Genomic DNA, 23,013 nt, shown 5'->3' on the forward strand with positions numbered 1-23,013 from the left:
GACAGGTTAGTCGGTCCCCGCCTCTTCCCCGGGGACGCACCTCCGGTCGGCCGGACGGGCACGCGGCGACCGACGGGGTGGGGCGATGCGCATCCGGTGGGGGCGCGTCAGAAGCCGAGGCGCTGGAGGAGCTTGGGGTCGCGCTGCCAGTCCTTGGCCACCTTGACGTGGAGGTCGAGGAAGATCCGGGTGCCGAGGAGCGCCTCGATGCCGCGTCGCGCGGTGGTGCCGACGTCACGCAGCCGAGAGCCGCCCCTGCCGATGACGATGGCCTTCTGCGAGTCGCGCTCGACGTAGAGGTTGACGCGGACGTCGAGCAGCGGGGCCATGCCCTCACGACCCTCCCGCTCGACGATCTCGTCGACGACCACGGCCAGCGAGTGGGGCAGCTCGTCGCGCACGCCCTCGAGCGCGGCCTCGCGGACCAGCTCGGCGATCATCACGGCCTCGGGCTCGTCGGTGAGCTCCCCCGCCGGGTAGAGCGGGGGCGACTCCGGCATCTGCTCGAGCAGCAGGTCGGCGAGCAGCCCGACCTGCTCGTTCCTCACGGCGGACACGGGCACGATCTGCGCCCACTCGCCGAGCTGCTCGATCTGCAGGAGGTGCTCGGCGAGCCGCTCGCGGGAGACGGCGTCGCTCTTGGTGGCGACGGCGACGACCGGGGTCCGCACGTCCGCGAGCTCCCGCGCGATGTACTTGTCCCCCGGCCCGATCTTCTCGTCCGCGGGCAGGCAGAAGACGACGACGTCGACCTCGCTGATCGTGTCGCGCACGAGGTCGTTGAGCCGCTCCCCGAGCAGGGTGCGCGGCCGGTGCAGGCCCGGCGTGTCGACGAGCACGAGCTGCCCGTCGGGCCGGTGCACGATGCCGCGGACCGTGTGCCGGGTGGTCTGCGGGCGGCCGGAGGTGATCGCGACCTTCTGCCCGACCAGGGCGTTGGTCAGGGTGGACTTGCCGGCGTTGGGTCGGCCGACGATCGAGGCGAAACCCGCCCGGAACCCCTCGGGCCACGAGTACGTCATCTGTCGTCGTCCTCCTCGTCGGGCTCGGGCGAGTCGCTCGCCCGGGCCAGGATGGTGGCGATCTGCCGGCGTCGTCCGCCGGCACGCTCCGCCTGCAGGTGCAGTCCGGCCACCTCGATCTGCGCCCCCGGGATGGGGACCTTGCCCAGTGCCTTGGCGAGCAGGCCGCCGGCGGAGTCGACGTCGTCGTCGTCCAGCTCGAGGCCGAAGAGCTCGCCGAGCTCGTCGACGGGCAGCCGCGCGGGCACCCGTACGAGCCCGTCACCGAGGTGCTCGACGACGGGCTCGGCACGGTCGTGCTCGTCGGTCAGCTCACCGACGAGCTCCTCGAGGAGGTCCTCGATGGTGACGAGCCCCGCGATGCCGCCGTACTCGTCGACGACCATCGCGATGTGGAAGTTCCTCGCCTGCATCTCGCGCAGGAGGTCGTCCACGAGGATCGTCTCGGGGACGAAGACCGCCTCGCGCACCGCGGACTCGACCCGGTCCCCGCCGGCCTCGGGCCTCATGTGGGTGCGCCGCAGGACGTCCTTGAGGTAGAGCACGCCCTTGACGTCGTCGACGGACTCCCCGACGACGGGGATGCGGGAGAACCCGGACCGCACGAACAGCGCGAGCGCCTTGGTCAGCGGTTTGCCGGCGTCCATCGTCACCATGTCCGGGCGGGGCACCATGACCTCGCGCACGAGCGTGCTGCCGAGCTCGAACATCGACTGGAGCATGTCGCGCTCCTCGTCGGCGAGCTGCTCGGACTGGCTCACCCGGTCGACCATGTCGCGCAGGTCCTCGGCGGCCTCCTCACGCGCCTCGGCCTCGGTGAGCCTCGGGCGCGGTGTCAGCGCCCGGGCGATCGCGACGGCGGGGCGGGTGAGCAGGAGGACGACGTCGACGAAGGGCAGCAGCGCGTGCAGCACCTTCCCGGGCATCCGGGTCCCGAGCATGCGTGGCGTGGTCCCGGCGACGACGGCGATGAGGACCGCGGCGACGACGACGGCGACGATGAGCACCTGCCACCACTCCGGCAGGAGGTCCGCGACCACGAGGGTGAGCGAGACCGCCGTCGTCATCTCGGCGAGCACCCGCATGAGGGTGAGGCCGGGAACCGCGTCGTCACGGTGGTCGACGAGCCGCTCGACCCCGGCGGCACGCGGCCGCTCGGCGACCTGCAGCTCGCTCAGCGCGGTGCGGCCGATCCGCCGCAGCGCGGACTCGGCGGCGACGAGCAGGGCGGTGAGGGCCAGCGCGACGAGAGCGACGACGAGCAGCCACCACTCGGGGATCTGGGAGAGGAGACCGTCCATGTCAGCGCTCGGCGAGGAAGGTGAGGAGCAGCCGGCGCTGGAGCGCGAACATCTCCTTCTCCTCCTCGGGCTCGGCGTGGTCGTAGCCGAGCAGGTGGAGGATGCCGTGCGTGGTGAGGAGCAGGAGCTCCTCGGCGGTGCTGTGGCCGGCGGCCTTGGCCTGGGCGGCGGCGACCTCCGGGCACAGCACGATGTCCCCGAGCATGCCCTCCACGGGCTGCTCCCCCGGCTGGCCGGGTCGCAGCTCGTCCATCGGGAAGGACAGCACGTCGGTGGGGCCGGGCTCGTCCATCCACTTGACGTGGAGCTCGGTCATGACGTCGCTCGTGACGAAGAGGATGGACAGCTCGGCCTGCGGGTGGACGTGCATCTGCTCCAGCACGTAGCGCGCGAGGGCGGCGAACTCCTCCTCGGCGACCTCGTAGCCGGACTCGTTGGCGACCTCGGTGCTCATCGGCGTGCCCCGCGGCGCTCGGCGGCGCGCCGCTCGGCGCGGTTGCCGGCCGGTCCGGCGTCCCAGCGCTCGTAGGCGTCGATGATGTCGGAGACCAGGCGGTGGCGGACGACGTCGGCGGAGGTGAGCCGGCAGAAGGCGACGTCCTCGATCCCGACGAGGATCTCCTCCACGACGCGCAGCCCGGAGCTCGTCCCGCTGGGCAGGTCGACCTGGGTGACGTCGCCGGTGACGACGACGCGGGAGTTGAAGCCGAGCCGGGTGAGGAACATCTTCATCTGCTCGGGCGAGGTGTTCTGGGCCTCGTCGAGGATGATGAAGGCGTCGTTGAGGGTGCGTCCGCGCATGTAGGCGAGGGGGGCGACCTCGATGGTGCCGGCGGCCATGAGCTTGGGGATCGACTCGGGGTCGAGCATGTCGTGCAGCGCGTCGTACAGCGGCCGCAGGTAGGGGTCGATCTTGTCGTTGAGCGTCCCCGGGAGGTAGCCGAGCCGCTCACCGGCCTCGACGGCAGGCCGGGTCAGCACGATCCGGTTGACCTGCTTGGACTGCAGCGCGTGGACGGCCTTGGCCATCGCGAGGTAGGTCTTGCCGGTGCCGGCCGGCCCCACCCCGAAGGTGATGGTGTGGGAGTCGATCGCGTCGACGTACGTCTTCTGCCCCAGCGTCTTGGGGCGGATCGTGCGCCCGCGCGCGGAGAGGATGTCGAAGGTGAGGACGTCGGCGGGGCGCTCGCCCGTCGGCGCGGTGAGCATGCGGATCGCGCGCCCGACGGCGTCGGCGGTCAGCGTCTGGCCGCTGCGGGCGACCTCGGCGAGCTCGTCGACGAGCCGTTCGGCGAGCGCGACGTCCCCGGCGGGCCCGGAGAAGGACACGACGTTGCCGCGGACGTGGACGTCGACGCGGGAGAAGCCCGCCTCGATCGCGCGGAGGACCTCGTCACGCTGGCCGAGCAGGGACACCATGGGCACGTCGTCGGGCACGGTGATCTGGTGCTGGAGCATCGCGCCCCGCTGGGGCGCGTCGTCGCTGTGTGGCATGGGCGTGGGCGCGGTGGCCCGGTTCCTCCTGGAGTGGGTGGCAGGCGTACGGCGAGTCTAACGGGGAGCGGCGCCGGATCCTTCCCGAAACGGTCAGCCCCAGCGGCCGAGCCGCTGCGCGAGCAGGGCCGCGGCGACCGGGCCGGCGGTCGAGGTGCGCAGCACGTGCGGACCGAGGCGGACGACGACGGCGCCGCGCTCGGTGAGGTCGGTGACCTCACGCGGGCTCAGGCCCCCCTCGGGCCCGACGACGAGGAGCACGTCGCCCGCGTCCGGCAGCGGCGCGGCGGCCAGGGCGTGCGTCGCCTCCTCGTGGAGGACGAGGACGCTTCCCCCGGCGGCGGTGACGTCCGCGACCCGGTCGAGGAGCGCCCGGCCGACGGCGAGCTCCTCCACGTGCGGCACCCGCGCGCGGCGGGACTGCTTGGTGGCGGCGAGCGCGACGGCCTGCCACCGCTCGCGTCCGCGGCCGGCCTTCTTGCCGGCCCACACCGAGACGCACCGCTCGCTCTGCCACGGGAGGATGGCGTCGATGCCGATCTCGGTCGCCGTCTCGACGGCCTGCTCGTCACGGCCACCCTTCGCCAGGGCCTGCACGAGCGTGAGCCGCACCGCGGGCTCGGGCTCGCGGGTGACGTCGTCGACCCGGACGACGAGCTCCTCGCCCGCCGCCGCGGTGACCTCCCCGCGCGCCCGGGTGCCCTCGCCGTCGACGACGTCGACGACCTCCCCCGGCCGGACCCGCCGGACGGAGACGGCGTGCCGGCCCTCGGGCCCGCGGACGGTGAGGGTGGCACCCGGCCGCGCGACGGCGAGGTCCTCCGGGGCGCCGATGAAGACGGGCGCGGTCATCAGCGGCCGGAGAACCTGTCCCGCAGCCGGGAGAACACGCCGTTGGTGGCGGGCGTGAGGCGCGGCTCGGCGCGCTCCTCGCCGCGCAGGGTGGCCAGCTCGAGGAGGATCTCGCGCTGCCGGTCGTCCAGGGCGGTGGGCACCTCGACGTCGACCTGGACCTTGAGGTCCCCGCGGCCCATGCCGTTGAGGTGGCCGACGCCCAGCCCGGGCAGGGTGATGACCTCCTCGGGCTGGGTGCCCGGCTCGATGTCGATCTCCTCGTCGCCGTCGAAGGTCTCCAGGTGGAGGACCGTGCCCAGCGCGGCGGCGGTCATCGGGACCTCGACGCGGGCGTACAGGTCGTCGCCGCGGCGGGCGAAGACGGGGTGGTTGCGCACCTTCAGCTCGACGTAGAGGTCGCCGGCGGGGCCACCGCCGGGGCCGACCTCGCCGCTGCCGGTGAGCTTGATCCGGTTGCCGGTGTCGACGCCCGCGGGCACGGAGACCGGGATGGAGCGGCGGGTGCGGACGCGGCCCTGGCCGGAGCACTCCGGGCAGGGGTCCGGGATGGTGGTGCCGTGGCCGCCGCAGGCCGAGCAGGGCGACGTCGTCATGACGTTGCCGAGGAAGGAGCGCGCGACCCGCTGGACGGAGCCGCGCCCACCGCAGACCGCGCAGGTCTGCACGTGGGTGCCGGGGCGGGTGCACGTGCCGTTGCACGTGCCGCACAGCACGGCGGTCTCCACCTGGACCTCCTCCTCGACGCCGAAGACGGCGTCGCGCAGGTCGATCTCCAGGCGGATGAGGGCGTCCTGGCCGCGGCGGCCGCGGGGAGCCGGGCCGCGGCCGGCCCCCGTCGCGGCACCGAAGAACGTCTCGAAGATGTCGGAGAACCCGAAGCCGGCACCCGCTCCCCCGTTGCCGCCCAGCGCCGACTCGCCACCGAGGTCGTACATCTGGCGCTTCTCGGGGTTGGACAGCACCTCGTAGGCGCGCCCGACCTCCTTGAACTGGTCCTCGGCCTCCGGGCCGGCGACGTCGGGGTGCAGCTTGCGCGCCTGCTTGCGGTAGGCGCGCTTGATCTCCTCCTGCGTCGCGGTACGCGGCACGCCGAGGATCTCGTAGTAGTCGTTCACCAGGTCACTTCCTGTGGGGGTTCTTCGGGTGGTGCGTCGTGCGGGTCAGCCGGTGAGGATCCGCGACAGGTAGCGGGCCACGGCCCGCACGGAGGACATCGTGGAGGCATAGTCCATCCGGGTGGGGCCGAGCACGCCGAGACGCGCCACCCCCTCGCCACTGCCCCCACCGTAGGCGGTCGCCACGATCGATGCCTCCGACAGGGCCTCGTGGCGGTTCTCCTCACCGATGCTCACGCCGACCGAGTCGTCCTCACCCATCTCGTGGAGCAGCTTGAGCAGCACGACCTGCTCCTCGAGCGCCTCGAGGACCGGGCCGATGGTGCGCGGGAAGTCGAGGTCCGAGCGCGCCAGGTTGGCCGTGCCCGCCATGACGATGCGGTCCTCGGCGTCCATCCGCAGCGTCTCGGAGAGCACCTCGATGACGCTGGCGACGAGCGGGCGGTGCTCCGGCGCGAACTTCCGGGTGGTGTCCTCCAGCCCGGTGCCGATGTCGGCGACCCGCCGCCCGATGCTGCCCGCGTTGATGCGCGCCCGCAGCTCGGCGACGACGACCGGGTCCAGCGGCGTCTCGACCTCGATCGCCCGCTGCTCGACCCGGCCGGAGTCGGTGATGATGACGATGAGCAGCCGGCGCTCGGACAGCGGGACGAGCTCGATGTGCCGCAGCGCCGAGTTGCGCAGCGAGGGGTACTGGACGACGGCGACCTGGTGGGTGAGGTGGGAGAGCAGCCGCACGGTGCGCTCGACGACGTCGTCGAGGTCGACCGCACCCTCGAGGAGGTGCTGGATGGCCCGCCGCTCCGCCGTCGAGAGCGGCTTGAGCGTGGAGATCTGGTCGACGAACAGGCGGTAGCCCTTGTCGGTCGGCACGCGGCCCGCCGAGGTGTGCGGCTGGTGGATGAGGCCGCTCTCCTCGAGCACCGCCATGTCGTTGCGGATCGTGGCCGGCGAGACGCCCAGCGAGTGGCGCTCGACCAGCGCCTTGGACCCCACCGGCTCCCGGGTGTGCACGTAGTCCTCGACGATCGCGCGCAGCACGTCGAGTCGACGGTCCTGACCCATGACGTCCTCCTCACGACTCGGCCCGGTCACGACAGCGGCCGGTGGTCAGCACTCACCGGCTCGGAGTGCTAATTCTACGCGCCACGCCACCGGGTGTCTCGTGACCTCAGCCACCGCGCGCCTAGGCTGCCGGGGTGACCGATCGCTACGGCTCGGACGTGCTCGCGTCCGACCCCCACCGTACGGGTGCCTACGCCCACCGCCCCACCTCCCGGGACCAGCCCGCCGAGCCCGGTCTCGTCGTCGAGGACGTCGAGACCGGCTGGGTCGGTGCGGTGACCGCCGTGGAGAAGTCCGGCGGGATGCACGTCGTCGTCCTCGAGGACCGGCGCGGCCGCACCCGCACCTTCCCGCTCGGCGCGGGCTTCTGGGTCGACGGCAAGCCGGTGCGGCTGGTGCCGCCCGCCCGCACGGTCACGCCCACGGGTCCGGTGACCTCCGGGGGGCGCAAGTTGACGGCGTCGGGCTCCATCGCGGTCGACACGAGCCGGGCGCGGGTGGCGCGGGCGTCGCGGATCTGGGTCGAGGGCCGGCACGACGCCGAGCTCGTCGAGCGGGTGTGGGGCGACGACCTGCGCGTCGAGGGCGTCGTCGTCGAGCTCCTCGAGGGCGTGGACAACCTGGCTGCGGCGCTGGCGGACTTCGGCCCCGGGCCGACCCGGCGTGCGGGGGTGCTCGTCGACCACTTCGTCACGGGGTCCAAGGAGACCCGCCTCGTCCAGGAGGTGCTGCGCTCCCTCGGGCCGCGCGCCGCCCGGAACGTCAAGGTGCTGGGGCACCCGTACGTCGACGTGTGGCAGGCGGTGCGCCCCGAACGGGTGGGGCTGCAGGCGTGGCCGGACGTGCCGCGCGGCACGGACATCAAGGTCGGCACGCTCGCCGCGCTCGGCTGGCCGCACGCGGACCAGGGCGACGTCGCGCGCGGCTGGAAGCGGATCCTCGGGACCGTGCGCAGCTACAAGGACCTCTCCCCCGCGCTGCTGGGCCGGATGGAGGAGCTCATCGACTTCGTCACCGAGGTCCCGGAGTAGCGTGAGCGCTCCCGTGCGGCCGGGCGCCGAGGCCCGGGCGCTGCTCGACGAGCGCCTCGCCCTCGCCGGCGCCGCGGCGTCCGTCCTCGCCGCCGAGGACGACCTCCGACGGCAGATCGTGCGGATCGTCGAGGGCTACCGGGACTCCCGGCTCCGGGACGAGCTCGTGGGAATCGAGGTCGGCCGGCTGCGCGGGACCACCGAGCGGAACCTGCGTCTCCAGGCGCTGGAGGACGCCGGCGTGCGCACCGTCCACGACGTCCTCGTTGTGGGGGTGGAGCGGCTCGACGCGCTCCCGGGCGTCGGTCCGCACACGGCCCGGGCCGCGGTCGCGGCGGCCGGGCGGCTGGCCGACACGCTGCGCGCCGGCCTGCCCGTCCGGCTCGACATGGGCGGCGACGGACCGCTCGGCCTCGGGCTGGCCGCGCTCCTGCACCGCCTCCACCGGCTCGACGGGCTGCTCGCGCCCCACCGTGAGCAGCTGGGTGACGTCGTCTCCTCGGTGGACGTGCTCGCGCAGCAGGCACGGCCCGCCCGGAGCCGCCTCGGGCTGCTCCTGCGCGGCCGCCGGACGCGCTCCCGGGCGCAGGAGGCGCTGGACGGGCTGGCGCGGTGGGCACCGTGGCTCGCCTCGACCGGGCTGCCCGACGTCGTCGGACGGCTCACCGCCCACCTGGCCGAGCAGCCACCCGGCCCGCTCACCGTGTGGGAGGACATCGAGCGCGACGCCGCGACGTACTACGCGCTGCTGGGCGAGGTGGTCCCGGGGATCAACGTGCTCGGCCACGGCGCGCTGCCGACCGAGCTCGTCGAGCGCATCGAGTCCTTCCCGCTGGACACCTCGCTGCTCCGCGCCCGGCTGCGGGGCTACCAGGCCTTCGGCGCGCGGTTCGCCCTCAACCAGGGGCGGGTGCTCATCGGCGACGAGATGGGCCTGGGGAAGACGGTCCAGGCGATCGCGGTCATGGCGCACCTCGCCGCCGGTGGGGAGCGGTCCTTCCTCGTCGTGTGCCCGGCGAGCGTCGTCGTCAACTGGTGCCGCGAGGTGGCGGCCCACAGCGAGCTGCGCGTCCACCGCGTGCACGGCCCCGGCCGCGAGGAGGCCCTGGCGGCGTGGCAGCGCGACGGCGGCGTCGCGGTGACCACCTTCCAGGGCCTGAGTCACGTCCCCGCCCCACCGGAACCCACCCCCTTCGCGCTGCCAGCCCCCACCCCCTTCTCGCCGACAGCGGAGTTGTTTCCGCCGCTGATGTCGGCGCTGCTCGTCGTCGACGAGGCGCACTACGTGAAGAACCCCGATGCCCGGCGCTCCCAGCGGGTGGCGGAGTGGGCGGCCCACGTCCCCCGTGCGCTGTTCCTCACCGGCACGGCACTGCTCAACCGGGTGGAGGATCTGCGCTCCCTGGCCGCGATGCTGCAGCCGGAGCTCGTCGCATCGCTGCCGCCGAGCCTCGGGATCGCCGGGGCGGAGGCGTTCCGCCGTCACATCGCGCCGGTCTACCTGCGCCGCAACCTCGAGGACGTGCTCCTGGAGCTGCCTCCGCGGCTCGTCGTCGACGAGTGGGAGACGCTCACCCCGGCCGCCGAGCGTCGCTACCGGGAGGCGGTCGCGTCCGGCAACCTCATGGCGATGCGCCGGGCCGACCTCACGGTTGCGGACCCGCGCGACTCCGCCAAGCTCGAACGGCTGCTCGAGATCGTCGAGCAGGCACGCGACGGTGGCCAGCGCGTCGTCGTCTTCTCCTTCTTCCGTGATGTCGTCGCCCGCGTTGCCGAGCAGGTGGCACTCCTTCCCGACGTCGCAGCCTTCGGTCCGATCACGGGTTCCGTTCCCGCGGCGCAGCGACAGGACGTCGTCGACTCCTTCACCGTGGCGCCTGCCGGAGCCGTGCTCGTCAGCCAGGTCACCGCGGGCGGGGTGGGGCTCAACGTCCAGGCGGCGAGCGTCGTCATCCTCGCCGAGCCGCAGCTCGTCCCCGCGGTCGAGGACCAGGCCGTGGGGCGGGTGCACCGCATGGGTCAGACCCGGCCGGTGCAGGTCCACCGGCTCCTCACCGAGGACAGCGTCGACGAGCGCATCGAGGAGCTCCTCGCCGGCAAGCGGCAGGTCTTCGACGCGTTCGCCGGTGAGTCGAGCCTGGCCCAGCACGCGCTGGCCGCCGTCGACGTCACCGAGGCCGAGCTCGCCCGCCAGGTGGTCGCCGCGGAGCAGGCCCGCCTCGGCTACGGCCCGGTGTGGGAGGAGCTCGGCACCTCGTAGCTCAGCTGCCCCCTTCGCCGGCAGCTGGGGTGTGTGCAGCCCGGGTACGCAACAACTCAGCTCTCGGCGGCAAGAAGGGGCGGGGACGCTACACCGGCACCCCGGCGCCGACGCAACAACTCCGCTCTCGGCGGCAGGAGGGGTGGGGACGGTGCGCCGGCACCACCGCGCCAACACAACAATCCCGCTCCCGGCGGCAGGGCGGGTGGGGACGGCGCACCGGCACCACCGCGCCGTCAGGGGGTGAGGGCGCGGACGACCGCGTCGGCGAGGAGGCGGCCGCGGCGGGTCAGCGCGATGCGGCCCTGGCGCGCCGGCGGCATCTCCACCAGCCCCTCGGCGATGAGCTCGGCCACCGCCCTGCGGTGCCGCTCCGGGACCCGTCCCGTGCCGGGAGCAAGCTCCAGACCCTCGGCCAGGCGCACGCCGAGCATGATCCGCTCGAGCTCGCGCGCGTCGTCGTCGAGGAGCTCCTGCCCGGCACCCGGGCTCTGGCCCTGCTCGAGCCGGTGGGCGTAGGCGCGCGGGTGCTTGACGTTCCACCAGCGCACCCCGCCGACGTGGCTGTGCGCGCCGGGCCCGATCCCCCACCAGTCGGCGCCGCGCCAGTAGGCGAGGTTGTGCCGGCACGCGTCCTGCGGCGTCCGGGCGAAGTTCGACACCTCGTACCAGGACAGCCCGGCGGCGGTGAGGACGTCGTCGGCCACCTCGTACTTGGCTGCTGCGTCGTCGTCGTCCGGCATCGGGAGCTCGCCGCGGCGGACCTGGGCGCCCATCTTGGTGCCCGGCTCGATCCCCAGCGCGTAGGCCGACACGTGGTCCGGCTCGAGGTCGACGGCGGCCTCCAGGCTGGTCCGCCAGTCAGCGGCCGACTCCCCCGGCGTGCCGTAGATGAGGTCGACGGAGACGGCGAGGCCGGCCTCGCGAGCCCAGCGGACGACGTCGGGCAGTCGCTCCGGGTCGTGCGTGCGGTCGAGGGTGGCGAGCACGTGCGGGACGGCGGACTGCATGCCGAAGGAGACGCGGGTGAAGCCGGCACACGCCAGCTCCTCCAGTGAGGCCGGCGTGACGGAGTCCGGGTTGGCCTCGGTCGTCACCTCGGCGCCCGGAGCCAGGCCCCACGTCGCGCGGACGTGGTCGAGCATCGTCGCGAGGTCGGCGGCCGGCAGCAGGGTCGGGGTGCCCCCTCCGACGAACACCGTGGAGACGGGCCGTTCGGCGACACCGGCGCGCGCGAGCACGCCGGCGGCGAGGTCGATCTCCCGCCGCGCGGTGTCGGCGTAGGCGGCCTGGCTCGCACCGCCGCCGAGCTCGGTGGCGGTGTAGGTGTTGAAGTCGCAGTAGCCGCAGCGCACCCGGCAGAAGGGCACGTGGAGGTAGATGCCGAGGTCCCGCTCGGCCGAGCCGACCGCTGCGGTCGCGGGCAGTGCGCCGTCGGCGGGGACCGGGTCGCCCGCGGGCAGGGCAGGACTCACCTCTTGGCCTTGGCGTCCTTGCCCGTCGGGGTGTCGGAGGACAGGGCCGCGATGAATGCCTCCGGCGGGACCTCGACCCGCCCGATGTTCTTCATCCGCTTCTTGCCCTCCTTCTGCTTCTCCAGGAGCTTGCGCTTGCGGGAGATGTCACCGCCGTAGCACTTGGCGAGCATGTCCTTGCGCAGCGCCCGAATGGTCTCGCGGGCGATGATCCGGGCACCGATGGCGGCCTGGATCGGCACCTCGAACTGCTGCCTCGGGATGATCTCACGCAGCTTGCCGGCCATCTCCACGCCGTAGGAGTAGGCCTTGTCCCGGTGGACGATCGCGCTGAAGGCGTCGACCTGCTCGTGGTGCAGCAGGATGTCGACCTTGACGAGGTCGGCCACCTGCTCGCCGTCGGCCTCGTAGTCGAAAGACGCGTAGCCGCGGGTGCGGGACTTGAGCTGGTCGAAGAAGTCGAAGACGATCTCCGCGAGCGGCAGGTGGTAGCGCATCTCCACGCGCTCCGGAGAGAGGTAGTCCATCCCGTCCTGGACGCCGCGGCGCTGCTGGCACAGCTCCATGACCTGGCCGATGAACTCCGACGGCGTGATGATCGTCGCGCGCACGACGGGCTCGTAGACCTCGGCGATCTTCCCGTCGGGGTACTCGCTCGGGTTGGTGACCTCGGTGCGGGTGCCGTCCTCGGTCACCACGCCGTAGACGACGTTCGGGGCGGTGGAGATGAGGTCGAGGTCGAACTCGCGCTCCAGCCGCTCCCGGACGATCTCCAGGTGCAGCAGGCCGAGGTAGCCGCAGCGGAACCCGAAGCCCAGGGCGACGGAGGTCTCCGGCTCGTAGGTGAGCGCGGCGTCGTTGAGCTTGAGCTTGTCCAGCGCGTCGCGCAGCACCGGGTAGTCCGAGCCGTCCACCGGGAAGAGCCCGGAGTAAACCATCGGCTGCGGGTCGCGGTACTCCCCGACGGGCTCGGCGGCGGGGCGGGCGGCGTTGGTGACCGTGTCCCCCACGCGGGCCTGGCGCACGTCCTTGACGCCGGTGATGAGGTAGCCGACCTCACCGACGCTCAGGCCCTTGGTGGGCTTCGGCTCGGGAGAGCTGACACCGATCTCGAGGAGGTCGACGCTGGTGCCGGTCGACATCATGCTGAGCTTCTCGCGTGGCCGGATCGTGCCGTCGACGACGCGCACGTAGGTGACCACGCCCCGGTAGGTGTCGTAGACGGAGTCGAAGATCATCGCGCGCGACGGCGCGTCCGGGTCGCCGACAGGGGCCGGGATGTCGCGCACGAGGCGGTCGAGCAGCTCCGGCACGCCGACGCCCGTCTTGCCCGAGACCTGCAGGCAGTCCTCCGGCTCGCCGCCGATGAGGTTCGCGAGCTCGTCCGCGTAGCGCTCAGGCTGGGCGCCGGGCAGGTCGATCTTGTTGAGCACCGGGATGATCGTGAGGTCGTTCTCCATCGCCAGGTACAGGTTGGCGAGGGTCTGCGCCTCGATGCCCTGAGCGGCGTCGACGAGCAGCAGCGCTCCCTCGCAGGCCGCCAGCGAGCGGGAGACCTCGTAGGTGAAGTCGACGTGCCCGGGCGTGTCGATCATGTTGAGGGCGTAGGCGGTGTCGCCCACCTGCCACGGCATGCGCACGGCCTGGGACTTGATGGTGATGCCCCGCTCGCGCTCGATGTCCATCCGGTCGAGGTACTGGGCACGCATGGCGCGGTCCTCGACGACGCCGGTGAGCTGCAGCATCCGGTCGGCCAGCGTCGACTTGCCGTGGTCGATGTGGGCGATGATGCAGAAGTTGCGCAGCAGCTCGGGGGCGGTCGCGGCCGGCGCGATCGCTTCGGTCAGCTTCGGGCTGGGGATCGGGGACACTCACGTTCCTTGGACGGGACGAGGCGCGGCCACCGGCCGCGCGAGAACACACTGCGTCCTATCGTCCCACGACCACGTCTCCTGCCGCGCCCTCGTCCTACGCTGGTGACCCGGGTCGCACCCGCGTCCCGCTCAGGAGAGGAAGTCCCGCCGATGTCGACCCAGCCCGACGAGACGCCGCACGAGCCGCTCCCCGCCCACCACGACGACCCCGTGCTGCTCGAGGAGGACGAGACCGTCCCGCCCCGTCCCGAGGAGGAGATCGCCGACCAGCTGCGCGCGGAGCCCTCCTGACGCGCTCACCGAGCCCCGCCCCGTCCCGCCGGACCGCTCCGTGTGGGGTGTCGGACCGCTGCGGTCCGATACTCCACACCGAGGCCCCCGGGGCGCAGCTAGGCTCGCCGGCCGCGCACCGTTCGCTCAGCCCAGGAGCAGGGCGAAGGCGCTGACGAACGCGCCGAGGACGCCGAGCGGGATCGCCGCCACCGTGCCGAGGAAGGCGAGGAGCGTCACCCGAAGGTCGTCCCTGAGGTAGGGCGCGTGGACGGTGCCGCCCGCCGCCCGGACGAGCGCGCGCTGGGTGGCCTCCACCCGGGGGAACCACCGCGCGGTGCGGACCCGGCCCTCGTCCATCGCCTCGCTCAACGTGGCGAGCTCCTCCTCCGTCGGCGCGCGGGCGGTGCGGTCGCCGGGGACGACGAGGACGCCGCCGGCCGTGGTCACGGGGTGGTCACCGAGGTCCGCCGTCGTGCGTTGCAGCCGCTCGCGGCGCACGGTGAGGACGACGACGGGGACGGCGAGCACCCCCGCGAGGACGAGCGGCACCCACCCGGTCCAGGCCGCGGCGTCGAGCCCGAGGAGCAGCGCGAGCAGGGCGAAGACGCCGACCGGGACGGCGGCCGCGGTGAGCAGCAGCCGTCCCGGCCGCCGCGCCAGCCGCACGAGGTTGGCGACGACCCGGTTCATCGCGTCGCTCGTCGCACTCATGGTCCAAGCCTGCCACGCCGCGGCGGCGGGTCCGCACCCGTGAGGTCAGGCGGTGACGAGGTCACGCCGCCGGAACGCTGCCGCACCACCCGCGACGAGTGCGACGGCGACCGCCGTGAGCAGGGTGGCCGCGACCCAGGAGATCTCCTCCGCCGGGTGCTGGCCGATGTGGAGGAACGGGGAGGCGTCCAGGGCGGCCTGCGGCGGCTCGAGCATCGGCCCGAAGAGGCTCATGAGGACGCCGAAGGCGTACACCGCCCAGACGAGGCCGACGGCGCGCGGCGCCAGCCCGTAGAGGACTGCCGCCAGCCCGAGGAAGAACCACACGACCGGCGTGTGGGCGACGTGACCGAGCACCGTCGGAGCGAGCAGGTCCCAGTCGCCGATCGTCGCCGCGGCGCCCAGCCCCTCACCGACGCCGGCGAGCAGCAGCAGCCACAGCGCACCGGCCGCGGTCACCGCGGACCAGGACAGCAACCACCGGGAACGGCTGACCGGCGTGGCCAGCACCGGCTCGGCGCGCACCCCCTGCTCCTCGCCGCGCAGCCCCTGGACGGAGATGATCGCGTAGGCGGCCACCATGATCGCGAAGTACAGCCCCATGAAGCCGAGGTAGCCGTCGACGATCTCACCGGCACCACCCATGAGCTCGACGATCTCGTCGGGCATGCCGGCCACGCCCTCCTCCATCGGCTGCGCGAAGGCCCCGAAGGCGATGCCCGCGACGAGCATCGCGACCGACCAGCCGATGAGGCCCGCCCGCTGGAGGCGGTAGGCGAGGCTCAACGGGCCGCGCAGCCACTCGGCCGCGTGGGCCGAGCCGAGACGGTCCGGGAGGAGTCCCGCCCCCAGGTCGCGGGTGCCCTGCAGGCCGTAGGCGACCGCGGAGAGCACCACGAGCAGGAGGACGGGCAGCAGGAGTGGCCACCAGCGGTCGTACGTGAACGGCGCCGTCTGCTGGGCCCAGCCGAGCGGCGAGAGCCACGACAGCCACCCCAGGCCGCCGTCCTGCGCCGCGGACATGTCCCCCAGACCGCGGACCGCGAAGGCGGCACCGAGCACGGCGCCGGCCATCCCGGACGCGGCACGCGAGTACGGCGAGAGCTGGACCGTCACGGCCGTGACGCCGGCGAACGCGAGCCCGACCGCGCCGATGCTCAGGGCGAACAGGAAGGCCGACGACGCCGGCTCCGGCTCCATCGCCGACCCCATGAGCGCCGCGCCCATGAGAACGGCGACGACGACGTTCATCGCCACGGCGACGACGAGGGCGGCCGTCAGCTGGGCGTGCCGGCCGGTGACGTTCGCGCGGACCAGCTCGGCGCGCCCCGTCTGCTCCTCGGCCCGGGTGTGCCGGGAGACCGTCATGATGCTCATGAGGGCGGCCCCGAGCATGACGAAGACGCCGTACATGCCGACGAGGAAGCGGGGCAGGGTGATGTCGTCGAAGCCGTAGCCGCGGCCACCGATGAGCGCCATCGCCGGGTTGGTGACGAAGACGGTCAGCGTCTCGAGCGAGTCCTCGTCCCCGAAGATGAGCGGGAGCGCGTTGGCGAAGTAGGCCATCATCGCCGTGAGCCCCAGCGTCCAGGCCGGGAAGCGGATCCGGTCCCGGCGCAGCATGAAGCGCAGCACCGTCCCCGTGCCCGTCAGTGGGCCGCGCTGCGCAGCACCGGCCTCGGCGCGCACGCGGGGTGGGGTGGGTGTCGTCGTCGTGCTCATGACTCCGTGCCGTTCTGCTCGTCGCCGTAGTGGCGAAGGAGGAGCTGCTCGAGGGTCGGCGGGGCCGCGGCCAGGGTCCGCACACCGTGACCCGCGAGATCGACCATGACGTCGGGCAGGTGGGTGGCGTCGACGGAGAAGCGCAGCTGCTCGCCCTCAAGGTGCAGGTCGTGCACCCCGGGCCGCCCCGAGAGCCGGTCGAGCGGGTCCCGTGTCGTCACGGTCACCGTGGTGCGGCTGAGGTGCCGCAGGTCGGCCAGCGTCCCGGACTCCACGATCCGGCCCTTGCGGATGATGGAGATCCGGTCGGCCAGCACCTCGACCTGGGCCAGGATGTGGCTGGACAGCAGCACGGTGCGGCCGGCCTCCTTCGCCTCGCGGATGCACTCCTGGAAGACGGCCTCCATGAGCGGGTCGAGGCCCGCGGTCGGCTCGTCGAGCAGCAGCAGCTCGACGTCGCTGGCCAGGGCGGAGATGAGGGCGACCTTCTGCCGGTTGCCCTTGGAGTAGGTGCGGCCCTTCTTGCGGGGGTCGAGGTCGAAGCGCTCGAGGAGCTCGTCCCGCTTCCTCGTGTCGACTCCTCCCCGCAGGCGGGCGAACAGGTCGATCGCCTCCCCTCCGGTGAGGTTGGGCCACAGCTCGACGTCCCCCGGGACGTAGGCGAGCCGGCCGTGCAGGTCGACGGCGTCGTGCCACGGGTCCCCGCCGAGGAGGCGCACGGTTCCGGAGTCGTGGCGCAGGATGCCGAGCAGGATGCGGATCGTGGTGGACTTCCCGGCCCCGTTGGGCCCGAGGAAGCCGTGCACCTCCCCCGGGGTGACCTCGAGGTCGAGGCCGGCGAGGGCCTGGACCCTGCCGTACTTCTTGGTGACCTCGGCCAGGTGGAGTGCCGGGGCGGCGCCCCGTGCGGTGGTGGCCATGGTCTGCCTTTCGACGTGGATGGGTAGGGGTGGCTGTGAGAGCCACGGACCGACGGCCGGGAGCGCGCTACGCGGGCTCGCTGACGGCGTCGTCGTCCGGGGCGTCGCTCCCCGGCGGGTCGCCCACGTAGAGCAGGTACTCGTCGAGCATCGCGCGGTCGCTGAGAAGGCCCTCGGTGTAGACCTCGAGGGCGGGCAGCATCATCTCCTCGAAGGTGCGTCTCCAGAACGTCGAGTCGAGCTCGCCGAGCTCCACGCCGGCGGCGAGCACGGACTGCACCATCCAGCCGATGGACGCGCTGAAGGTGAACTTCACGCGCAACTCCTCGTTGCGGCTGGGCCTGAGGTTGCCTGCCGCCACCCCGTCCCGCATCCAGTCCATCGCCTGGGAGCGCATCTCCGTCAGCAGGTGCCGCGCGACGTCGCCGCCGGTGAGCAGGCTGCGCACGAAGTAGCGGATGAGCGGCTGGAACTCGTCGAGCACGGCCATCTGCGCGAGGAACGTCGCCCGCAGGTCCGAGGACTGCATCGCCTCGCGCTTGTGGTGCCCGATGATCTCGAGCACGTGCTCGTCGCACGCGGTGTGCAGCGCCTCCTTCGACCCGAAGTGCTTGATGATCGCGGCGGCGCTCACCCCGGCGTCGGCCGCGACCGTCCGCAGCGGCGCGGCGAAACCGTCGCGGCCGAACCTGCCGACGGCAGCGTCGAGGATGCGGGTCCGGGTGTCCGACACCGGCTGCGGTGAACGCATGTTCACCAGAGTAAACACTCGTTCACCCGCGCGCAAGGGTGATGCGCACGGAGCGGCCGAACGAGCGCGACCGGGCGCACCGGCACCCGGGGTGAGAAGCCTCACCCGGGTGCCCTCGGAGGGTGCGGGCGCCTGCCGCCCTGGCTACGGTCGTCGGCGACCGATCACCGAGACGAGGGACACCTTCACCAATGACGCTGCTCGACCGGCTCCACGGGGTGCTGGGGCTCCGCACGAGCCCGCGCATCTTCTTCCCCGCCGCCCTCGTCGCGATCGTCTTCGTCGTCGGGACGATCGTGTTCACCGAGCAGGTCGACGCCTTCTTCGCGGGTGCCTCCGGCTGGATCATGACGAACCTGGGCTGGTTCTACATCTTCGGCGTCACGGTGTTCCTGCTCTTCCTCGTCTACCTCGCGGTCAGCCGCTTCGGCCGCGTCCGGCTCGGCGACACGCGCCCGGAGCACTCCGGCACCGCGTGGTTCGCGATGCTCTTCGCGGCCGGCATCGGCTCGATCCTCATGTTCTGGGGCGTGGCCGAGCCGATCAACCACTTCGCCAACCCGCCGATGCAGGACGTCCCGGGGCAGACGGACGCGGCCGCACGCGAGGCGATCAGCTTCACGCTCTACCACTTCGGCCTGCACACCTGGGCGATCTTCGCGCTGCCCGCCCTGGGCTTCGCCTACTTCATGTACCGCCGCAACCTCCCGCCCCGGGTGAGCTCGATCTTCCAGCCCCTCCTCGGGGAGCGGATCCACGGTCCGCTCGGCGCGGCGATCGACGTCGTCGCCATCGTCGGGACGATCTTCGGGGTCGGTGTCTCGGTGGGCCTGGGGACGCTGCAGATCAACAGCGGGCTCAACTCGCTGTGGGGCCTCGGGGAGAGCCGGCTCGTCCAGGTGGTCATCATCGTCGCGGTCGCCGCCATCGCCGTCGTGTCGGTCAGCGTGGGGCTGGAGAAGGGCATCAAACGGCTCTCGAACTTCAACATCGTCGTGGCCGTCGCCCTGCTGTGCTTCGTCGTCGCGACCGGCCCCACCCTCTTCGTCATCAAGGGCACCATCGAGTCCGTCGGCATGTACGCCTCGGCCCTGCCGCAGCTGGCCTTCTGGAACGACACCATGGGCGACTCGGGCTGGCAGAACACGTGGACGGTCTTCTACTGGGCCTGGACCATCTCCTGGTCGCCGTTCACCGGGATCTTCATCGCCAAGATCTCCAAGGGCCGCACGATCCGCCAGTTCGTCATCGGCGTGCTGGCGGCGCCGGTGCTCTTCAGCGTCCTGTGGTTCGGCGTCTTCGGCTGGTCGTCCTTCGCCATCGAGCGGGACAACCCGGGGGAGCTCGTCGAGCCCGTGGTGGCCCAGGGGGACGTCGCCCAGGCGCTGTTCGTCTTCCTGGAGAACTTCCCGCTCACCACGGTCACCCAGATCGTCGCGGTCGTGCTCGTCGTCATCTTCTTCACGACGTCGGTCGACTCCGCCGGCCTCGTCATCGACATGATCAGCAACGGCTACGAGGAGCCCGCGCCTGCCCGGCAGCGGGTGTTCTGGACGGTGGCCATGGGGGCGGTGGCGGCCACGATGCTGGCCGCGACCGGCGAGGGCGGCCTGGCCGCGCTGCAACAGGTGATCATCGTCGTCGGCCTGCCGTTCTTCGTCATCGGCTACGTCATGATGTTCATGATCTTCTCGGCCCTCAAGGAGGATGCCGGTGAGGGGGCCCCGATCCGGGTGCTCCGCTGGCGGCGCGTCCTTCCTCCCGAGGAGGCGGCCCGCCGCTCCGACGAGGACGGGCACGACGAGGAGTACACGGTCACCCCCGAGCTCGTCCCGGGCCAGGAGCCGCTCGAGGTCGACCCGATCCTCCTCGACGAGGAGACGGAGGTCGTCGTCGACGACGAGCCGGAGATCGTCCTCGACGACGCCGAGCTGCTGCGCGACGACGACGCCCCGCAGGCGGACCTCGCCGGCAGCCCGGAGCAGGTGGGGAGCAGACGGACGTGGCGTGGGGAATGAGGGGCGCCACACCTGGGCCACCCACCGGGCACACCTGGTAAAGTGCACCGCTGAGCCTCCGCCAGGTCGTGCGGGGGCCGGCTCGTGACCGACCACCGGTGTCCCCACGCCCCAGTCCCGGTCACCCGCACAGCCCTCACCGACCCATTGACCTCAGGCGAGACGTAGGAGAAGTCCACACGTGGCGAACATCAAGTCCCAGAAGAAGCGCATTCTCACCAACGAGAAGGCCCGGCTGCGCAACAAGGCCGTGAAGTCCGAGCTCAAGACGCACGTGCGCCGCGTCCGTGAGGCCGTCGCCGCGGGCGACAAGGAGACCGCGGCCGCCGCGCTGCAGTCCGCCGGCCGCAAGCTCGACAAGGCCGCGAGCAAGGGCGTCATCCACGCCAACCAGGCCGCCCAGCGCAAGTCGAAGCTGGCCAAGCAGGTCTCCAGCATCTAAGGACCCGGCCCTCCCGGACCGACGGCGTCGCTCCCCCTCACGGGGTGCGGCGCCGTCGTCCGTTCCACCCTGCGTTCCCGAGGAGCACCCGATGACCGCGCCGTCGTCCCGGCCACGACGGGGCTCACTGCCACCCCTGCTGGCAGCCGTCCTCGCGGCCGTGATCGGCGCGGTGGTCCCGCTGCAGTCCCGCGTCAACGGCGAGCTCGGGGCGCAGCTGGACGACGCGGTCCTGGCGGCTGCGATCAGCTTCGGGGGCGGGCTCGTCGTCATGGTCGTCGTGGCGCTGTGCCTGCCGCGGGTGCGCCGCGGCGTGCTCCGCCTGCCCGGTGCCGTGCGGCGACGCGAGCTCCCTGCCGGCTACCTGCTGGCAGGCACCGTCGGAGCGGTCCTCGTCATCACCCAGTCCGCCGTCGTCGCGGTCATCGGCGTGGCGATCTTCACGGTCGCGGTCGTCGCCGGCCAGACGCTCAGCGGGCTGCTCAGTGACTCGGTCGGCTTCGCCCAGGACGTGCGGCGACGACCGACGCGGTCGCGCCTCGTCGGTGCCGCACTCGTCCTCGTCGCGGTGGCGCTGTCCGCCTCCTCGTCGCTCACCGGTGACCGCCCGTGGCTGGAGCTCCTCGGGCCGGCGGCGCTGCCACTCGTCGCGGGACTGCTCACCGGCTTCCAGCACGCGGCCAACGCCCGGGTGGGGGCCGTGGCGGGCTCCCCGCTCGCCGCGACGGTGATGAACTTCGTCGCCGGGACCCTCGCGCTCGTCGTCACCGCACTGGTCCGTGACCGGGGGCTGCCCGCGACGTTTCCCGAGGACTGGTGGCTCTACACCGGCGGGCTCTACGGCATCGTCTTCATCGCCGGGTCGGCCGCGCTCATCCCGCACACCGGAGTACTCGTCCTCGGCCTGGGGAGCATCGCGGGCCAGCTCGTCGCCTCTCTCGCCCTCGACGTCCTCGCGCCGGTCTCCGGCTCGGGCGTCGGTGCCCGGACCGTCGCCGGCACCCTGCTCGCCCTCGTCGCGATCGCCATCGCCTCCTTCCCCGCCAGGCACTCCCCGCGGCCGCGGTAGGTGTCGTCCCGGCGCGGCGGGCGCGCCGGAGACGGCCGGGCCGTGCTCCTCGCGCCGGGCGACCCGGCCGGAGCCGCACCGTGTCCCCGGTCCGTGGCACCCTTGGGTCGTGCCCCCCAAGACCCGCCGCAGCGCCCCGACCGGACTGAGCTGGGACGAGGCTCCCCTCGCTCCCGTCGTCCTCGTGCGCGGCGCGGAGGGGGTGCTCGCCGACCGCGCCGTCGCACGCATCGTCGAGCAGGCCAGGCAGGCCGACGCCGGCACCGAGGTCACCCGCCTCGACGCCGCCGGGTACGACAACGGCCGCCTCCAGATGCTCGCCAGCCCCTCACTGTTCGGCGAGGCCCGGTGCATCGTCGTCACCGGGGTGGAGAGCTGCACCGACGCTCTCATCGACGACACCATCGCCTACCTCCGGGCACCCGCCGAGGACGTGTGGCTCGTCCTCCAGCACGGCGGTGGGGTGCGCGGCAAGCGCCTGCTCGACGCCGTGACGAAGGCCGGGCACCCCGTCGTCGCCTGCGAGCCGCTCAAGCGGGACGCGGACAAGTCCGGCTTCGTCGCCGCCGAGTTCCGCCGGGCGCACCGACAGGTGGACCAGGACGCCGTGCAGGCGCTCGTCCAGGCCGTGGGGTCGGACCTGCGCGAGCTCGCTGCCGCCTGCTCCCAGCTCGTCGCCGACACCACCGGCCGCGTCACCGCCGACGTCGTCGAGCGGTACCACGGTGGTCGCGTCGAGGCGACGGGCTTCAAGGTCGCCGACGCCGCGATCTCCGGCAACGCCGGACAGGCGGTGACCCTCCTGCGGCACGCCGTCGAGACGGGCGCCAGCCCGGTCGTGCTCGTCGCGGCGCTGGCCGTCAAGCTCCGCACCATGGCCAAGGTCGAGGCGATGGCCGGCCGCGGCGGGGCCGGGGCGCTGGGGCTGGCGCCCTGGCAGGTCGACCACGCCCGGCGCGAGCTCGCCGGCTGGGGCCCCGAGGGCCTCGCCCGGGCGATCACCGCCGTCGCGGCCGCCGACGCCGAGGTCAAGGGCCTGAGCCGCGACCCCGTCTTCGCCGTCGAGCGGGCGGTGCTGCGCATCGTCGCCAGCCGAGGCCGTCGGTGAGCGCTCCCGGCACGGTGGACCGCTACCGGGTGGTGCCCGCGGCGTACGTCGTGCTCCTGCGCACCGGGGACGACGGTGTCGACAGCGCGCTCCTCCAGCTGCGCGCCGGCACCGGGTTCATGGACGGCCACTGGGCGTGCGGGGCCGCGGGTCACGTCGAGGCCGGCGAGAGCGTCCTCGCCGCCGCGGTGCGGGAGGCACGCGAGGAGCTGGGGGTACGGGTCGGCGAGGGCGACCTCCTCCCGCTGACCGCGATGCACCGGACCCAGCGCACCGGGCTGGCCGTCGACGAGCGCGTCGACTTCTTCTTTGCCTGCCGCCGGTGGGCGGGTGAGCCGTTGCTGCAGGAGGCGAAGGCGGCCGACCTGCGGTGGGTCCGGCTCGACGACCTCGACTCCCTCGCCGAGCCCGTGGTCCCGCACGAGCGCCACGTCCTCACGGCGCTGTCCGTGGGTGCGGTCCCGGCGGTCACGACGTTCGGCTTCCCGCAGGGCTGAGACGGGCCGG

General features: G+C 72.9%; 21 protein-coding genes. 8 read left to right on the top strand and 13 right to left on the bottom strand.

Features of this window, described 5'->3' with window-relative positions; all coding sequences use genetic code 11:
• Positions 1–107: 107 nt before the first annotated feature.
• The 7 genes from era to hrcA all read right to left on the bottom strand — a co-directional run bounded on the left by era (position 108) and on the right by hrcA (position 6,852).
• The gene (gene era, locus VR894_RS09880; RefSeq protein ID WP_324651212.1) at positions 108–1,022 is read right to left on the bottom strand and encodes a GTPase Era; all 915 of its coding nucleotides are present in this window, start codon (positions 1,020–1,022) and stop codon (positions 108–110) included.
• Positions 1,019–2,323, bottom strand: coding sequence for a hemolysin family protein (locus tag VR894_RS09885; protein WP_324651213.1), 1,305 nt, complete (start codon positions 2,321–2,323; stop codon positions 1,019–1,021). Before VR894_RS09885 ends, era begins: the two co-directional genes overlap by 4 nt.
• 1 nt (position 2,324) lies before the next feature.
• On the bottom strand, positions 2,325–2,777 hold the full coding sequence (ybeY, locus tag VR894_RS09890) for an rRNA maturation RNase YbeY (RefSeq protein WP_324651214.1): 453 nt from the start codon (positions 2,775–2,777) through the stop codon (positions 2,325–2,327).
• Positions 2,774–3,817: a PhoH family protein gene (locus VR894_RS09895; protein WP_324651215.1), complete on the bottom strand. Its 1,044-nt coding sequence runs from the start codon at positions 3,815–3,817 to the stop codon at positions 2,774–2,776. Before VR894_RS09895 ends, ybeY begins: the two co-directional genes overlap by 4 nt.
• Before the next feature lie 93 nt (positions 3,818–3,910).
• Entirely contained in the window at positions 3,911–4,669 is a 759-nt protein-coding gene (locus VR894_RS09900) for a 16S rRNA (uracil(1498)-N(3))-methyltransferase (protein ID WP_324651216.1), read from the bottom strand.
• Positions 4,669–5,787 carry a molecular chaperone DnaJ gene (dnaJ, locus tag VR894_RS09905; RefSeq protein ID WP_324651217.1) on the bottom strand — a complete coding sequence of 373 codons (1,119 nt, stop codon included), beginning with the start codon at positions 5,785–5,787 and terminating at the stop codon, positions 4,669–4,671. The genes VR894_RS09900 and dnaJ overlap by 1 nt, the downstream gene beginning before the upstream one ends.
• 45 nt (positions 5,788–5,832) lie before the next feature.
• On the bottom strand, positions 5,833–6,852 hold the full coding sequence (hrcA, locus tag VR894_RS09910) for a heat-inducible transcriptional repressor HrcA (protein ID WP_324651218.1): 1,020 nt from the start codon (positions 6,850–6,852) through the stop codon (positions 5,833–5,835).
• 134 nt (positions 6,853–6,986) lie between these two features.
• Here hrcA and VR894_RS09915 point away from each other — a divergent pair, with 134 nt between their 5' ends.
• Both VR894_RS09915 and VR894_RS09920 read left to right on the top strand, forming a co-directional pair.
• Positions 6,987–7,883, top strand: a complete 897-nt coding sequence (locus VR894_RS09915) for a DUF3097 domain-containing protein (protein ID WP_324651219.1) — start codon at positions 6,987–6,989, stop codon at positions 7,881–7,883.
• A gap of 1 nt (position 7,884) precedes the next feature.
• Entirely contained in the window at positions 7,885–10,143 is a 2,259-nt protein-coding gene (locus VR894_RS09920; protein WP_324651220.1) for a DEAD/DEAH box helicase, read from the top strand.
• 236 nt (positions 10,144–10,379) lie between these two features.
• Here the strand turns inward: VR894_RS09920 and hemW are convergent, their stop codons facing one another.
• Both hemW and lepA read right to left on the bottom strand, forming a co-directional pair.
• Entirely contained in the window at positions 10,380–11,618 is a 1,239-nt protein-coding gene (gene hemW / locus VR894_RS09925; protein WP_324651221.1) for a radical SAM family heme chaperone HemW, read from the bottom strand.
• Positions 11,615–13,489 (bottom strand): translation elongation factor 4, encoded by a 1,875-nt coding sequence (gene lepA, locus VR894_RS09930; protein WP_324651222.1) that lies wholly within the window; start codon positions 13,487–13,489, stop codon positions 11,615–11,617. The genes hemW and lepA overlap by 4 nt, the downstream gene beginning before the upstream one ends.
• Positions 13,490–13,642: 153 nt before the next feature.
• Here lepA and VR894_RS09935 point away from each other — a divergent pair, with 153 nt between their 5' ends.
• Positions 13,643–13,783 (top strand): hypothetical protein, encoded by a 141-nt coding sequence (locus tag VR894_RS09935; protein ID WP_324651223.1) that lies wholly within the window; start codon positions 13,643–13,645, stop codon positions 13,781–13,783.
• A gap of 126 nt (positions 13,784–13,909) precedes the next feature.
• Here VR894_RS09935 and VR894_RS09940 read toward each other — a convergent pair whose 3' ends face one another.
• The 4 genes from VR894_RS09940 to VR894_RS09955 all read right to left on the bottom strand — a co-directional run bounded on the left by VR894_RS09940 (position 13,910) and on the right by VR894_RS09955 (position 17,869).
• A complete protein-coding gene (locus VR894_RS09940; protein WP_324651224.1) occupies positions 13,910–14,476 on the bottom strand; it encodes a hypothetical protein in 567 nt (188 codons plus the stop codon).
• A 45-nt stretch (positions 14,477–14,521) separates the two neighbouring features.
• A complete protein-coding gene (locus VR894_RS09945; protein WP_324651225.1) occupies positions 14,522–16,198 on the bottom strand; it encodes an ABC transporter permease in 1,677 nt (558 codons plus the stop codon).
• Positions 16,195–17,118: an ABC transporter ATP-binding protein gene (locus tag VR894_RS09950; RefSeq protein ID WP_324651226.1), complete on the bottom strand. Its 924-nt coding sequence runs from the start codon at positions 17,116–17,118 to the stop codon at positions 16,195–16,197. Before VR894_RS09950 ends, VR894_RS09945 begins: the two co-directional genes overlap by 4 nt.
• Before the next feature lie 67 nt (positions 17,119–17,185).
• A complete protein-coding gene (locus VR894_RS09955) occupies positions 17,186–17,869 on the bottom strand; it encodes a TetR/AcrR family transcriptional regulator (protein WP_324651227.1) in 684 nt (227 codons plus the stop codon).
• 191 nt (positions 17,870–18,060) lie between these two features.
• Between VR894_RS09955 and VR894_RS09960 the strand changes: the two genes are divergently transcribed.
• From VR894_RS09960 to VR894_RS09980, 5 genes are all read left to right on the top strand, one after another.
• Positions 18,061–19,887 (top strand): BCCT family transporter, encoded by a 1,827-nt coding sequence (locus VR894_RS09960; protein ID WP_324651228.1) that lies wholly within the window; start codon positions 18,061–18,063, stop codon positions 19,885–19,887.
• A gap of 181 nt (positions 19,888–20,068) precedes the next feature.
• A complete protein-coding gene (gene rpsT, locus VR894_RS09965; RefSeq protein ID WP_324651229.1) occupies positions 20,069–20,329 on the top strand; it encodes a 30S ribosomal protein S20 in 261 nt (86 codons plus the stop codon).
• A gap of 91 nt (positions 20,330–20,420) precedes the next feature.
• Positions 20,421–21,398, top strand: a complete 978-nt coding sequence (locus VR894_RS09970; protein ID WP_324651230.1) for a DMT family transporter — start codon at positions 20,421–20,423, stop codon at positions 21,396–21,398.
• Between the two features lie 109 nt (positions 21,399–21,507).
• Positions 21,508–22,506 carry a DNA polymerase III subunit delta gene (gene holA / locus VR894_RS09975; RefSeq protein ID WP_324651231.1) on the top strand — a complete coding sequence of 333 codons (999 nt, stop codon included), beginning with the start codon at positions 21,508–21,510 and terminating at the stop codon, positions 22,504–22,506.
• On the top strand, positions 22,503–23,003 hold the full coding sequence (locus VR894_RS09980; protein WP_324651232.1) for an NUDIX domain-containing protein: 501 nt from the start codon (positions 22,503–22,505) through the stop codon (positions 23,001–23,003). Before holA ends, VR894_RS09980 begins: the two co-directional genes overlap by 4 nt.
• Positions 23,004–23,013 lie beyond the last annotated feature (10 nt).

The sequence above is a fragment of the Georgenia sp. H159 genome (assembly GCF_035607575.1).
Classification (GTDB): Bacteria; Actinomycetota; Actinomycetes; order Actinomycetales; family Actinomycetaceae; genus Oceanitalea.